This is a genomic window from Corynebacterium tuberculostearicum (assembly GCF_032821615.1).
Taxonomy (GTDB): domain Bacteria; phylum Actinomycetota; class Actinomycetes; order Mycobacteriales; family Mycobacteriaceae; genus Corynebacterium; species Corynebacterium tuberculostearicum_H.
Genome location: NZ_JAVBIF010000004.1, coordinates 146,689 through 161,057, shown reverse-complemented (window position 1 = coordinate 161,057; position 14,369 = coordinate 146,689). Strand labels below are relative to the sequence as shown.

At 59.1% G+C, this 14,369-nt stretch carries 14 protein-coding genes; 8 read left to right on the top strand and 6 right to left on the bottom strand.

The window, feature by feature from the left end; translation table 11 throughout:
* Positions 1–186 precede the first annotated feature (186 nt).
* The 4 genes from RAE09_RS05355 to ychF form a co-directional block, all read right to left on the bottom strand.
* Positions 187–1,116, bottom strand: a complete 930-nt coding sequence (locus tag RAE09_RS05355; RefSeq protein WP_005323579.1) for a PRC and DUF2382 domain-containing protein — start codon at positions 1,114–1,116, stop codon at positions 187–189.
* 512 nt (positions 1,117–1,628) lie between these two features.
* Complete coding sequence (locus tag RAE09_RS05350) at positions 1,629–2,540, bottom strand: cation diffusion facilitator family transporter (protein ID WP_316981140.1); 912 nt, start codon at positions 2,538–2,540, stop codon at positions 1,629–1,631.
* 227 nt (positions 2,541–2,767) lie between these two features.
* Complete coding sequence (locus RAE09_RS05345) at positions 2,768–3,301, bottom strand: type 1 glutamine amidotransferase domain-containing protein (RefSeq protein WP_150851747.1); 534 nt, start codon at positions 3,299–3,301, stop codon at positions 2,768–2,770.
* Between the two features lie 130 nt (positions 3,302–3,431).
* Positions 3,432–4,517, bottom strand: coding sequence for a redox-regulated ATPase YchF (gene ychF / locus RAE09_RS05340; protein WP_316981139.1), 1,086 nt, complete (start codon positions 4,515–4,517; stop codon positions 3,432–3,434).
* A gap of 47 nt (positions 4,518–4,564) precedes the next feature.
* Here ychF and RAE09_RS05335 point away from each other — a divergent pair, with 47 nt between their 5' ends.
* From RAE09_RS05335 to RAE09_RS05325, 3 genes are all read left to right on the top strand, one after another.
* Positions 4,565–6,034, top strand: a complete 1,470-nt coding sequence (locus RAE09_RS05335; RefSeq protein WP_179386299.1) for an AI-2E family transporter — start codon at positions 4,565–4,567, stop codon at positions 6,032–6,034.
* 36 nt (positions 6,035–6,070) lie between these two features.
* Positions 6,071–7,141, top strand: a complete 1,071-nt coding sequence (locus tag RAE09_RS05330) for a DNA recombination protein RmuC (protein ID WP_034668173.1) — start codon at positions 6,071–6,073, stop codon at positions 7,139–7,141.
* 62 nt (positions 7,142–7,203) lie between these two features.
* The gene (locus tag RAE09_RS05325) at positions 7,204–8,007 is read left to right on the top strand and encodes a DUF6542 domain-containing protein (RefSeq protein ID WP_050780313.1); all 804 of its coding nucleotides are present in this window, start codon (positions 7,204–7,206) and stop codon (positions 8,005–8,007) included.
* A gap of 65 nt (positions 8,008–8,072) precedes the next feature.
* Here RAE09_RS05325 and RAE09_RS05320 read toward each other — a convergent pair whose 3' ends face one another.
* Positions 8,073–9,023 carry a 4-hydroxy-3-methylbut-2-enyl diphosphate reductase gene (locus RAE09_RS05320; protein ID WP_005323586.1) on the bottom strand — a complete coding sequence of 317 codons (951 nt, stop codon included), beginning with the start codon at positions 9,021–9,023 and terminating at the stop codon, positions 8,073–8,075.
* A gap of 141 nt (positions 9,024–9,164) precedes the next feature.
* On the opposite strand from RAE09_RS05320, the gene xseA reads away from it, so the two are divergent.
* From xseA to RAE09_RS05305, 3 genes are read left to right on the top strand one after another with little or no spacing between them, the layout of a single operon-like run.
* Complete coding sequence (gene xseA, locus RAE09_RS05315; protein WP_238801620.1) at positions 9,165–10,406, top strand: exodeoxyribonuclease VII large subunit; 1,242 nt, start codon at positions 9,165–9,167, stop codon at positions 10,404–10,406.
* A gap of 21 nt (positions 10,407–10,427) precedes the next feature.
* Positions 10,428–10,697, top strand: a complete 270-nt coding sequence (locus RAE09_RS05310; RefSeq protein WP_005327444.1) for an exodeoxyribonuclease VII small subunit — start codon at positions 10,428–10,430, stop codon at positions 10,695–10,697.
* Positions 10,697–11,065, top strand: a complete 369-nt coding sequence (locus RAE09_RS05305; RefSeq protein ID WP_250413502.1) for a hypothetical protein — start codon at positions 10,697–10,699, stop codon at positions 11,063–11,065. Before RAE09_RS05310 ends, RAE09_RS05305 begins: the two co-directional genes overlap by 1 nt.
* On the opposite strand, the gene RAE09_RS05300 is transcribed toward RAE09_RS05305, so the two are convergent.
* Complete coding sequence (locus tag RAE09_RS05300) at positions 11,049–11,618, bottom strand: DUF4245 domain-containing protein (protein WP_200435108.1); 570 nt, start codon at positions 11,616–11,618, stop codon at positions 11,049–11,051. The genes RAE09_RS05305 and RAE09_RS05300 overlap by 17 nt on opposite strands.
* 188 nt (positions 11,619–11,806) lie before the next feature.
* On the opposite strand from RAE09_RS05300, the gene glpX reads away from it, so the two are divergent.
* Positions 11,807–12,820 (top strand): class II fructose-bisphosphatase, encoded by a 1,014-nt coding sequence (gene glpX, locus RAE09_RS05295; RefSeq protein ID WP_239280113.1) that lies wholly within the window; start codon positions 11,807–11,809, stop codon positions 12,818–12,820.
* An 84-nt stretch (positions 12,821–12,904) separates the two neighbouring features.
* Positions 12,905–14,305 (top strand): class II fumarate hydratase, encoded by a 1,401-nt coding sequence (locus RAE09_RS05290; protein WP_179386293.1) that lies wholly within the window; start codon positions 12,905–12,907, stop codon positions 14,303–14,305.
* The last annotated feature ends 64 nt before the right edge of the window (positions 14,306–14,369 follow it).

Below are 14,369 nucleotides of genomic sequence, written 5' to 3'. Positions count from 1 at the left end.
GCCAACCAAGGCAACTAAGCCACGACGATCCGATTCAGACAACGAATGAAACGGGCCAACAACCCCAGACACAACAACACCCTCCTAAGGGAAAGTGTTGCAACGACCCTCTGAACTCAAGGTCTCCTAAATAAGGCAAAAGAAACGCCCGCAAGGTATTCCTTGCGGGCGTTTAGCTATGCGCTTTTACTTCTTGAGGCCGTCAACACCATCGGTGTCGATCTGCTCCTTGCGCAGCTCCTCGGTGTGAGTCTCGGTGTCGCGAACGGTGTCCTTCTTCAGGTTGATCTTCTCAACCGGAACGGTTTCCTTGTTCACGTTTACGCGCTCCTCGTGCAGGGTGACGGAAGCTTCCTCGGAGTCACCGGAGATGGTGCCGTTGTAGTTCTTGGCATCCTCAGCGCTGATCGGGGTGCGCTCGACGCTAACCTCTTCACGCTCAACCGGAACCTCAACGGTCTCGGTGTCGGTCACAACGTACTTGCGCAGGCGAGCCTCACCGGTAGCCACGCGCTCCTTGTTGACGTTGAGCTGCTCCTCGGAACGGATGAGCTCGCCATCGTTGTTGGTGCGTGCAGCTGCAGCGTCATCAGCTACGCCAGCCTTGCGCTCGGTAGCAGCGGCGTCGGTGGTGTGGGTAGCTGCCTTCTTCTCATCAGCGTGTGCACCAGCAGCGCCTGCACCTGCAACACCTGCGCCAGCACCAGCAGCGCCGGCACCTGCGGTCAGGTTGTGATCCTTGTCAGCGCCAGCCTGAGCGTCACGCTTGGAGTCAAGGTTGGAATCCTTGTAGTCGGTAACGTCGTGTGCGTTATCCAGACCGTAGTGCTTGAAGATATCGGACTGTGCCTCAGGGGTCAGCGGCTTATCGGAGTCGAAGTCCGGAGCATCCTTGATGCGGTCCTTGGAGAAGCCCAGCTTCAGGTCATCGCCGGAGAAGTCGTGGCCGCGCAGCGGAACCAGGCTGGAGTTCATGCCGAACAGGCCGTGGTTAACCTCAACGAAGGTAGGCTGGCCGGACTGGTCATCAACGAATACCTCGTTAACGTCGCCCAGCTTCTCGCCGTTCTTGTCGTATGCGGTTGCGTTAAAGAGGTCCTTAATGTTCTTACCCATTGTCAGTAAATCCTTTCTGCTATTGGTATAGCTATCTTCAACCAAACAAAAGGACATTTTCTACCCCCGACACGTGGAGTATGGGGGTGAAAATCTCCAATTGGTTGCTGTAACAACCACCATACGGAGAAATCAAAATTTTTCGACCGGCAGACAAAAATTTTCTAAATTTCGTTCACCGAAATCAGGCTTCATGCAGCTCAGAACGGTTGGTAACAGTTCTATAACATTGGAAAATCTGCACCATAAGCGCCCGAATTGAGGAAACCGGATGTCGATTCCCTCGCCCGTAGCGCCCTAGACACACCCCTTCACGATCTCCAAATCGTCCACTGTTCACCACACCCCGAAATGCGGTGACAACTACCCCACAGGATTCTTTAACGAGGGTGTACTTTTATCCCAGTATCCACAGGCGGTGCACAGGCCCGTACACCCGAACGGGCCTACACACATATTGGTCTAGTACACATACACCACAGTGATGGGCAGCAAACTTAGAAGATTAAGCCTTAGCGGAATAGGTACGGACGCCGATTTTCCAGGCCCGCTGGTTCCACATGAATGATCGCACTGCAGCCTGGGTACAGCTCGTCGAGGGCAATTTCCACTGAGTCTGCAACCTCGTGAGAGTGCATGACGCTCCACTCCCCTGGCACCTCCATGGTCAGGTACACCAACCGCTGGCGGCCAGAGGCCACGGTGCGACGATCCGTGAAGTTTACCGAGTGTTCCTGCTCCAGCCGAGCTAGGAGCTGCCTAATGTTCTGACGCTCGTCGTCGGGAAGCGCCTCAGAAAGTAGGCTACTCACCGAATCGCGCAGGAGGCTATAGCCCGTCCACAAGATATTGATGCCCACTGCAAGCGCCACTACAGGATCCAGCCACCACCAACCAGTAAGGAATACGGCGGCGATGCCTATAAGGACACCTACGGAAGTCCAGACGTCGGTAAGCAAATGGTGCCCATCCGCATCCAAGGTGGCAGACCGGTAGCGCTTACCTGCACGGATGAGCGCGATGCCCACCGCGCCGTTGAGCACGGACGAAAGCGTTGACAACGCCAAGCCCCAGCCTGGCTCTTCAATCGGCTGCGGAACAAAGAAGCGGTGGATCGCCGTGTACACGATCATGCCGGCCGCAATAAAAATCATTGCACCCTCTACCAAGGCGGAGACGTACTCGGCTTTGCCGTGGCCAAACTGGTGGTTATCGTCGGCCGGCTTAGAGGCAATCCGGAGGGCATAAAAGCCGGCGACGGCCGCGACGAGATTCACGATGGATTCGAAGGCATCGGAGAGGAAGCCCACCGAACCTGTAAACCACGCGGCCAAGGCCTTGAGGATGATGGTAGCCACAGCGGCGGCGATGGATAGCTGCATGAAGCGCTCGAGAATGCGCTGCTCTGAGCCCATGGAGGACATAGCCACTTCTCCCTTCGGTTCGGTTGCGGACCGAAGGTCTCGTTCACGGCCGCGGGCACTGCGGGCGCTGGCTGGCCGGGCTAAACGCCAATATGTCGACCAGTCATCTCGGAATTAACCGAGGGAACTACTCCCCTTCAGGAATTCCTAACTTTATAGGGCACGTGATACCGGCGCAAGATCGAAAAAAGCCACGGGAAACTCCCGTGGCTTAAATTCGTGAAGCTTTAGTGCTGTCCCTCTGCAAACTCTTCTACCAGCTTGGCGTTAAAGGCTGGCAGGTCATCTGGAGTGCGGGAAGAAACCAAGCCCTGGTCGCAGTGAACTTCCTCATCTACCCAGGTAGCGCCTGCATTGCGCAGGTCGGTCTGCAGGGAGGGGAAGGAAGTCAGGGTGCGGCCCTTGAGAGCTTCAGCATCAGCCAGAATCCAAGCACCGTGGCAGATGGCGCCAAGCGGCAGATCCTTGCTCATATGGTTGCGCACGATTTCCACCGCTGCCTTATCCAAGCGGATGAGGTCAGCATTCTCGGTACCGCCAGGCAGAATAATGCCGTCGAAGGACTCGCCGGTGGAGTCAGCGGTAGCGGCGTCCACGGAAATCTCCGTACCCTTCTTACCGGTAATGGTGCCGGCCTTTGGGGCGAGGACACGCACGGTAGCGCCAGCGTTCTTCACGGCCTCCAGCGGGGAGGTCAGCTCAGAGTCTTCGAAGCCATCGGTAGCGATGATGGCAATGGTCTTATTATCTAGTTCAGCCATGTTGCAGCCTCCTTTGTTCGAGTACGCCGCCCACGGTAACGCGGAAGTTTCGTCTTCGCTACCTTCTCTTGCGCGTGAGTGGGCGGCGCCTTCTCCCTCTGACAAAGGGCCGGTTCCAAGCGGTGTGGAATTAGCCGCCGATCTTAAAGTCGCACACGTCGCCGTCCTGCAGGATGTAGTCCTTACCCTCTTGGCGGACCTTGCCATGCGCACGAGCCTCGGCCATGGAGCCGGCGGCTACAAGGTCATCGAAGGAAACGATCTCGGCCTTAATGAACTTCTTTTCAAAGTCGGTGTGGATGACACCAGCGGCCTGCGGTGCGGCAGAGCCCTGCTTGATGGTCCAGGCGCGGGCCTCCTTTTCACCTGCGGTGAGGTAGGTCTGCAGGCCCAGGGTGGCAAAACCTGCCTTAGCCAGGGTGGCTAGGCCCGGCTCATCTTGGCCGACAGCCTCGAGCAGCTCGCGGGCTTCGTCTTCTTCCAGCTCCAGCAGCTCGGTTTCGGTCTGTGCATCGAGGAATACGGCCTCGGCTGGGGCGACGAGCTGGCGGAGTTCTTCCTTCTTAGCGTCGTCGGTAAGCACTGCTTCATCCGAGTTAAAGACATAGAGGAAGGGCTTCGCGGTCATCAGGTGCAGATCGCGCACGAGGGAGAGGTCAATCTCGCCTTCCTTCGCTGCGGCGAAGAGGGTGCGATCATCTTCCAGGATCTCCTGGGCCTTCTTGGTTGCTTCCACCTCGGCGGCCAAGTCCTTATTCTTGCGCGCATCCTTTTCCAGGCGCGGCAGGGCCTTTTCGATGGTCTGGAGGTCCGCAAGAATGAGCTCGGTATTAATAACGGAGATATCGTTGCGCGGGTCAACCTTGCCATCGACGTGAATGACATTGTCATCAGAAAAGGCGCGCACTACCTGGCAAATGGCGTCTGCCTCGCGGATATTGGCTAGGAAGGCGTTGCCCATGCCTTCACCCTGCGAAGCGCCGGAGACGATGCCGGCGATGTCCACGAAGGACACGGTGGCAGGAAGGATGCGCTCAGAGTTAAACATCTCCGCCAGTTGGGTCAGGCGGGAATCCGGCAGCTCCACCAAGCCCACGTTGGGCTCGATGGTGGCAAACGGGTAGTTGGCCGCCAGGATCTCGGAACGGGTCAGGGCATTAAACAAAGTGGACTTGCCCACATTGGGCAGGCCGACGATTCCTAGTGTAAGACTCACGGGGCCAATCCTAACGCACCCGCCTTCTTTTAAGGCAAGATGGTGGGGTGAATTCTGATAACCAACCGCTGCCCGATGACCCCCAAGCGGGCCTGGGCGATAAGTTTGATGAAAGCTTCGACACCAGCAAGCTGGAGGATGTATCCCCACATCCGCCGGGCGATCAGGTAGACCGCTCCGTCATCGCCGGCGAGGTGGTTAAGGCCGCATCTCTATGGGCCGTTCGCCTGCTCATCATCTGCGTATTCCTCTACGCCCTCTACCGTTTGCTGGGCAACTTCTGGCAGGGCCTTTTGCCGGTTCTTTTGGCCCTGATTATCTGTACCGTTCTGGCACCGGTAGCGAAAAAGCTGCGCAATATTGGCCTTCCCGCCGCGTTGGCGGCCGCCGTAACCATTTTGGTTTCCTTCACGGCCGTCGGCGGCCTCATTGCTTTTATTGCCCCAGACTTCGTGCGCCAATCCCGGTCACTGTATTTGCAGACGGTCTCCGGCATCCAAAGCCTGCAGCTCTGGGCCCAAGGCCCGCCGCTTAACCTCGATAGCGATGACATGAGTAGCTACATCGACGAGGCGGCGTCCTGGCTGCAGCAACGTGCCGGCGCCATCGCAGGCTCGGTCTTTACCGGCATCGGCACTGCTACCTCCATCCTCGTCACCCTCTTCATCGTCCTGGTGCTGACCTTCTTCTTCCTGAAGGACGGCGCTAAGTTCCTTCCCTGGCTGCGCGATGCCACGGGCAAGCGTGCCGGCTGGCACCTTACTGAGCTTCTTACCCGCGCGTGGAATACGCTGGGCGGCTTCATTCGCGCGCAGGCAGTTGTCTCGCTTGTCGACGCCGTCTTTATCGGCGTCGGCCTCGCCCTCATCGGTGTCCCTTTGGCCATGGCTTTGGCGATCATCACCTTTATTGCTGGATTTATCCCCTTCGTCGGCGCGATTGTGGCCGGCGCCCTATCCGTCACCATCGCGTTGGTCTCCCTTGGCGTCACCAAGGCCCTGCTCGTCCTCGGCCTGGTATTGCTGGTCCAGCAGTTGGAAGGCAATGTTCTTTCGCCCTGGCTGCAGTCCAAGGCCATGGACCTGCACCCGGTCATCGTCCTGGTTTCCGTAACGGTAGGCTCAGCTCTCTTCGGCCTGATAGGTGGCTTCCTCGCGGTTCCCGCGGCCGCTATGTTTGCGGTGGCCTACCGCTACGGCCAAGACATGATGAAGCTACAGTCGGGCGAAAAGACCGCTGCGGATCTGGACTTTTCTACCGTGGCTGGTTATCTCATCGGCCGCTACACCGAAGACCAAGGGCGTTATAAGCGCGAGGCATGGCTCAAGATGCCGGACTATGCAGCCCCAGAAGGCGCGTTTGCCGACGTCTCCGCGGACGGCGATTCCAATTCCCTCGACGCCGCCCTCAACGTGGAGTCCACCCCCAAGAAGCATGAAAAGCCCGGCATGCGCGCAAACCTGCGCCGCGCCCGCGACGCCTTCGAAGGCCTTTTGAACGGAGATTCGAAAAAATAGTGGGTCGTGTCGGCGGCGCGTGCCATGCTGGAAACCATGACTTCCACTTTGCCCGTGCTGCTACTTTTTATCGGCCTCATTCTCGGCGCGGTAATGGGCTGGTTAGCACATTCCTACTCCGCTACCCGCTCCGCGCCGAGCGCCGAGCACCGCGCGCTGCAAGACTCGCAGCGCCGCCAGGCCGAGCTCCAGCCGCTAGAAAAGGCCATGGACCGCTTGGGATTTCAGCTCCAAGAAATTGAGGAAGACCGCACCGCGCTGCTCGCCTCCCTCTCCAGCCAGGTGCAGGCGGTGACCCGCACCTCCTCCCGCTTGACCGAACGCACCGACAAACTTGTGACCGCTCTGCGCTCACCCAATGTGCGTGGCCGTTGGGGCGAGGTGCAATTGGAGCGCGTGGTTGAGCTCGGCGGTATGACCAAGCATGTGGACTTTGATTGCCAGGTCTCCGCCCCATTGGGCGGGCGCATCGTCCGCCCTGACATGCTCATCAATTTGGCCGGTGGCCGCCACATCATCGTCGATGCCAAGGTTCCTTTTACCTCGTACCTTGACGCCCTAGAAACCGATGACCCGGAAGAACACGCCGGCTTCCTCCGCCGTCACGCGCATTTAATGCGCGGCCATGTCCAAGCACTATCGCAGAAGGACTATATTGAGGCGTTTCAACCAACGCCCGAGTTCGTCATCCTCTTCGTTCCCGCTGACCCTTTCCTTGATGCCGCGCTATCGGTGGATCCGGAACTTATCGAGTACGCCTTTGAACGCAATGTAGTCATCGCCACCCCCAGCTCGCTTTTTGCCCTCCTGCGCACGGTGGCCATGGGCTGGCACCAAGAAGATATCTCCGCCAAGGCTAAGGAGGTCCAGCGCTTGGGGCGCGAACTGTATACGCGCCTAAATACGCTTTCTGATCACTACGGCAAAGTGGGCCATAACCTAGAAAAGGCAGTCGAGGCCTATAACGCCACGCTTTCCTCGCTTGATTCCCGCGTGGGCGTCACCGCCCGCAAACTGCATGAGATGGATATCCCGGGCCGCACGGACCGCACCCCGCGGGAGCCCTTGCCTATTGATACGTGGCCGCGCGGGAATTCGGCACTATAAATCCGCCGCTTTCGTGCGTGGAAATAGCCATGGGCCGGCGGCAACCGGTAGGATCTTCCGACGTGTCACAAGCCAAGCAAAGAAAGTCCTCCGCCGCCCAAAGCTCCGGTCTCCCCAGCATCTCGCTGGGCAAGGGCCTTGGGCTGCTCGCGGCACTCTTGCTCACCGGCGCGTTTATTTCCATCCTGATGGGTTCCATCGGGTGGAATTACCTCGCGTTCCTCGTCATCGGCTCGCTGCTGGTGACGCTCATCGTGGAAGAGCGGGGTCTTTTCCTCACCGTGGCTTCTATCCCCATTGTGTATGCCATAACGGTGGGCGTGGCCGGTTTCTTTATCACCAAGGCCAACTTGCCAGAGGGTGCATCGGCGTTTTCCAAGACGGCAATCGTCACCGCGGCGTTCCCCCTTGTCCAGAGGTTCCTGTGGCTCCTCATTGCCCTGGTGGGCGCGGCAATCATCGCCTGGCTGCGCTGGGCACGTTACCGCAAGACGGCCAAGCGCACCGCCGAAATGGAAACCGCTTCCCGCCGTGCCGACGCCGAACAAGACCGACGCAACCGCGAGGAACGCCTATCGGTTGCAGACTTGATGGCGCGCGATAAGCCGGCAAAGCAATCCAAGAAATCGCAAGCCGCTCCGCAGCGCGCCCGCGCCTCACACACGCTGAAGAAGTCACGCCCCGCCCCCAAGGATCGCCTACGTGGGCGCGATCGTGAAGAGCGCCGCCGAATGCAACAAGAGGAACGCGACAATCCACGGCGCCCGGATCCAGCCCGGCGCGCTGGCGATTCCGTTCCGGCGTCTCAGCAGGAGAAGGAACAGCCTAAGCAAGGCTGGGACGATAACCTCTACGACGAGGATTAAAGCAAAAAGAAAGGCCCGTTTCCGGGCCTTTCTTTCGTTTTCACTGCCATAGAGGCAAACGCTACTTAGGTGCGTGCTGGGCGCAGGTCGCGCGGTAGGGCGAAGGTAATCGTCTCGGTAGAAGTAGTTACCTGCTCTACGTCGCTATAACCGCGCTCGTCTAGGAACTCCAGTACTTCGCGTACCAGCAACTCAGGTACCGAAGCACCACAGGTTACGCCGACGGTCTGCACGCCTTCCAACCAAGATTCGTCGATTTCCTTGGCAAAATCCACGAGGTGGGAAGCCTTGGCGCCTGCCTCCAGCGCCACCTCAACCAAGCGCACCGAGTTGGAGGAGTTCTTAGAGCCCACCACAATCATCAGGTCGCACTGTGGGGCGATGGCCTTGACGGATTCTTGGCGGTTTTGGGTGGCGTAGCAAATATCGTCTGAAGGCGGGTTCTCTAGGTGCGGGAAGCGCTCGCGCAGCTTATTGACGATGGTGATGGTCTCATCCACCGATAGCGTGGTCTGGGACAGCCAGATAAGCTTCTCATCCTGCAGGAACTCTGGCAGCTTGGCGACGCCCTCTACGCCATCCACGAGGTGGGTGACCTCAGGTGCTTCGCCGGCGGTGCCTTCCACTTCTTCGTGGCCTTCGTGGCCAACCAAGAGGATGTGGTAGCCATCGCGCTGGAAGCGCTGGGCTTCCTTGTGCACCTTGGTCACCAATGGGCAGGTGGCGTCCAAAGTAAGCTGCTTGCGCTGCGTTGCTTCTGCGCGCACGGCAGGGGAAATACCGTGGGCGGAGAAGACTAGGTGGGCGCCTTCTGGTGCCTCAGAGGCCTCGTCGACGAAGATGACGCCGCGTTCTGCCAGAGATTCTACGACGTAACGGTTGTGCACGATTTGTTTGCGTACATATATGGGCGCGCCGTACTTTTCCAGCGCCTTTTCTACGGTCTCGACCGCGCGGTCCACGCCTGCGCAGTATCCGCGCGGGGCCGCGAGGAGAACATTTTTACCATCAGTCATGGCTCCCAGAGTATCGAAACACTACGCAAAACAATAGTGGGGCCTAACGTCACCTTTCTGGCTACCCCGAGCGGGGCAATAGACCGCGCTGGCCCCTAAACTAGACGGAAGAACACGGCAGACTGAAGAAAGGGAGGCTGTGTGAATCAACCGGCAAATACTCCGGATACTCCCTGGCCCGTTGGCAAGGTCAATGACCAAGTCAAGGGCTGGATCGAGCGCCTGGGTTACCTGTGGGTAGAGGGTCAGTTGACCCAAATTAACTTCAAGCCCACCTGGAAGCTGTCCTACCTCACTCTGCGTGACGTACAGCAGGAAAAGTCCGTGCAATTGACTTGCCCATCATCGATGTTGCAGTCATTGTCTGCACCGCTGAAAGACGGCGACCGCGTCATTGTCCACGGTAAGCCCGCCTTTTACGCTGGACGCGGATCCTTTTCACTGTGGACCACCGAAATTCGTCATGTGGGCATTGGCGATCTGCTTGCTCGCATTGAAAAGCTGCGCCAACAGCTAGCTGCTGAAGGCCTTTTCGATCCCGCACGCAAGCGTCCTCTCCCCTACCTGCCGCACAAAATTGGGCTGATTACCGGCCGTGGTTCTGCTGCAGAGCGGGATGTGATGGCGGTAGCCCATGACCGCTGGCCGGCGGTGCAATTCCGCGTCCTCAATACCGCGGTTCAGGGTGCGAATACCGTACCTGAGGTTATTGATGCGCTCCAGCAGCTTGATGCGGATCCTGAGGTGGACGTCATCATCATCGCCCGTGGCGGCGGCTCCGTGGAAGATCTGCTGCCCTTCTCGGAAGAAGCACTACAACGCGCAGTGGCAGCGGCCGGCACCCCGGTAGTCTCTGCCATTGGCCACGAGCCGGATAGCCCAGTACTCGATAACGTCGCCGACCTGCGCGCCGCCACGCCTACCGACGCCGCAAAACGCGTCGTGCCCTCTGTAGCCGAGGAACGCGCCATCGTCGCAGAGGCTCGCTCTCGCATGGCGGCCGCACTGCGCGGCTGGGTGGAAAGGGAACGTCGCGGCCTCGACAATATTCGTTCCCGGCCTGTCATGGCAGACCCGATGACCCCTATCCGTGCGCGCCGCGAGGAGGTGGAGCGAACCCGCGCTACCATGCGGCGAGAAATTGAAGTCATGGTGGAGCGGGAAACCCGCCACGTGGAATCGCTGCGCGCCCGCGTATCGGCGTTGGGACCGTCGGCAACTCTCGCCCGCGGATACTCCATTGTTCAGGTAGTGCCCAAGGACGGTTCCGGGCCCGAGGTTGTCACCTCTTATAAGCAATCCCCGCCTGGCGCTCAACTGCGCATTCGAGTGGGCGACGGATCTATTACCGCAGTTTCTATGGCCTCCCAGGCCGCCGATTAATCACCAACCGAGGAGAAAATCATGTCCGATGACACCATTGGTACCGGCCAGCCAGGCCAGGATGCTTTTACCCCAGTAGAAGAATTGAGCTATGAGCAAGCCCGCGATGAGCTCATTGAAACCGTGAAGATTCTCGAGCTTGGGCAGATGGGCTTGGATGAGTCGCTAAAGTACTGGGAGCGCGGCGAAGCCCTTGCCCGTGCGTGCGAGGCGCACCTCGACGGCGCGGCGAAGCGTGTGGAAGACGCGCTCGATAAGGCCGAGGACGCAGACGCTGAAGGAGACGAGTAGTGCAGATCTATGGTTATCCAGGCGAGCGCGTGGATTTTGTGTCGAAATCCGCGGCCGCCGGTTCCATCATGGCGGGAGATTCCCGAGATTTCGTAGAAGAATTCTTCGGTCCTGCACACACCCGCGACGATAATGAGGTGAGCTACTTCTCCCGATCCGTGGTGCTGCGCTTTACGGACGACAAAGTACGCGAAATCGCCGTTTATCCGCAGCGCTCGCAACGTGAGCGCGTCGATGTCTTTGTAGGAAAGACACGCCTCAGCGGCCTGGATGCGGAGGCTTTGGCGGAGGTTATTGCCCAGGCCGGCGACGGTCTTAGCGCCACCGCCGCGGAAGAAGGCTTGGGCGAGGTTATTTTTCGGCTATAGGTGCGGCGTCGATAAACGCAGCGGTAGCAGCCTCAAAGTCACTGTCGTCCGCGGCGCCGGAAATGATGAGGCGGGCATCGCCCAAATCCGTAACCCACAGGCGGCGCACGGAATCATCGTCGCTTTCTAGCACCCGCACTTGGTGCCCCTTGACCTCGCGGGCGGATTCGATGCCGCGGTAGTTGGCATCGTACGCCTCGCCTGCCTTATCGGCCGCGACCTGCGTTTGCGTAGACTCCACAAACCCTTGGTCAGCGGTCACCCAGCTGACCACGGTGGCGTTCTCGCCGCCCATATCTACGCGGCGGGCAGCATTGGCCTCCCAGCCCTCTGGCATTTCGGGATTGCGAATAGCACCGACCCCTGCGCGGGCTTGGGTGTCTAGGAAGGTTTGTTCATCCACTTCCTGCACCGCACCTTGCTGGGTTTCGGAGTTAATTGAGCACAGGCCGGTCGCTCCCACGGCGAGCAGCATCATAATCACCACGACGGCGAGGGACAGGGAGATGTCCTTCGCGCCTTCAAAAATCTTTGGTCTTTCTTCTGCAGCCACGCGCCTTAGTATCGCACGGCCTGCTTTCAAAAAGCCACACGGCCCCTTTTGCCCCGAAAGATCTGCCGATCCCCCACAAATGGGGCGCAAAATCGAACCCATTAGAGCAAAAAAGTGCGAGAATGGAAAGGTAGAGCATCAAGGGGAACACCCCTCGATGAGAAAACTATGGAAGGCAACCACTACACATGTCCGAAAATACGTCTTATCTTCCTGACCGCAACCTAGCAATGGAACTGGTTCGTGTCACCGAGGCAGCAGCACTCGCTTCCGGCCGTTGGGTAGGCCGCGGCCAGAAGAATGAGGGCGATGGCGCGGCGGTCGACGCCATGCGCAAGCTCATCAATTCCGTAGCGATGAACGGCGTCGTTGTCATTGGTGAGGGCGAAAAGGATGAGGCCCCCATGCTCTTTAACGGCGAAGAGGTAGGCACCGGCGAGGGTGCCGCCATGGATATCGCCGTAGACCCAGTCGACGGTACCCGTTTGATGGCAGAAGGACGCCCCAACGCCATCTCCGTCATTGCGGCTGCCGAACGCGGAACCATGTATGACCCTTCCGCAGTCTTCTACATGGAAAAGATTGCTGTCGGCCCAGAGGCCGTAGGTGCCATTGACATCAACGAATCCGTGGAATGGAATATCCAGTCCGTGGCCAAGGCGAAGAATATTCGCCCCACCGATCTGACCGTGGTGGTTCTTGACCGTCCCCGCCACGAGCAGCTCATCTCTGAAATTCGCGCCGCTGGCGCCAAGGTACGCCTCATCATGGATGGTGACGTAGCCGGCGCCATCGCCACCTGCCAGGATTCGAACTCCATCGACATGATGATGGGCATCGGCGGCACCCCGGAGGGCATCATCACTGCCTGCGCTATGCGCTGCATGGGCGGCGAAATCCAGGGCAAATTGTGGCCGAAGGATGAAGAGGAAGCAGAAAAGGCCCGCGCCGCCGGCCATGATTTGGACCGCGTCCTCAAGACCAATGATCTGGTCTCCTCTGAAAACTGCTACTTCGCTGCCACCGGCGTGACCAATGGTGACATGCTGCGCGGCGTTTCCTACCGCAATTCCGGTGCTACTACCCGCTCGCTGGTTATGCGCTCCAAGTCCGGCACCATCCGCTACATCGACTCCATCCACAAGCTGTCCAAGCTGCAGGAGTATTCCGTCGTGGACTACGACACGCCAACCAAGAAGTAGGGTCCACCCCCGAAGGCGGCCCTTCTTTTGGTTCTCCGCCATACTGGAAAGCACACACTCCCAATTAACTGAGGTGATCTTCACATGACTGAATACCGCATTGAACATGACACCATGGGCGAAGTTAAGGTTCCTGCAGATGCCCTGTGGCGTGCACAGACCCAGCGCGCAGTGGACAACTTCCCTATCTCTGGCCGCGGCCTGGAAAATGCGCAGATTCGCGCCCTTGGCCTGCTCAAGGCAGCCTGCGCTCAGGTAAATAAGGATTCCGGCAAGCTGGACGCGGACAAGGCCGATGCCATCATTGCTGCCGCCACCGAAATCGCCGAGGGCAAGCATAATGACGCCTTCCCTATCGACGTATTCCAGACCGGCTCCGGTACCTCGTCCAATATGAATACCAATGAGGTTATTGCCTCCTTGGCACATAACAATGGCGTGGAAATTCACCCGAATGACCACGTGAATATGGGCCAGTCCTCTAATGACACCTTCCCCACCGCTACGCACGTGGCTGCTACGGAAGCTGCCGTTAATGACCTCATCCCGGGCCTGAAGGTCCTCCACGAGTCCTTGACCAAGAAGGCCAAGGAATTCGCCGACGTGGTCAAGGCCGGCCGCACCCACCTGATGGATGCCACCCCGGTTACCCTGGGCCAGGAATTCGGCGGATATGCCCGCCAGATCGAGCTGGGCATCGAGCGCATTGAGGCCACCCTGCCACGCTTGGGCGAGCTGGCCATCGGCGGCACCGCCACCGGTACCGGCCTGAATACCTCCGCAGACTTTGGCGCCAAGGTCACCGAGGAGCTGAAGAAGCTCACCGGCGTGCAGGAACTGAAGGAAGCAGAAAACCACTTCGAGGCCCAGGCTGCCCGCGATGGCTTGGTGGAATTCTCCGGCGCCATGCGCTCGATTGCTGTATCCCTCAATAAGATTGCCAATGACCTGCGCATGATGGGCTCCGGCCCGCTGACTGGCCTGGCCGAGATTCACCTGAAGGACCTGCAGCCGGGTTCCTCCATCATGCCGGGCAAGGTCAATCCGGTTATTCCGGAGGCCGTCACCATGGTGGCCGGCCAGGTGGTGGGCAACGACGCAGCCGTAGCCTTCGGCGGCGCCCAGGGCCACTTCGAGCTCAACGTCTTCATCCCGATGATGGCGCGCAACGTACTCGAGTCCGCTCGCCTGCTGGCTAATGCTTCCCGCGTCTTCGCCGATAAGTGCATCGATCACATCGAGGCCAACGAAGAGCGCATGAAGCACTTTGCGGAGTCCTCCACCTCCATCGTGACCCCGCTCAACTCTGCCATTGGCTACGAGAACGCAGCTAAGGCGGCTAAGCACGCCCTGCACGAGAAGATCACCGTCCGCCAGGCCGTTATTGACCTGGGCTTTGTCGACGGCGAAAACCTCACCGAGGAGGAGCTGGATAAGCGCCTCAACGTGCTGAGCATGACTAACCGCGACCGCGATAACTTCTAAGTATTCGCCGCACCGCCACCCCGCCCGGGCAGGACTCGGGCGGGGTTTCGCATGTCTGGGGTAA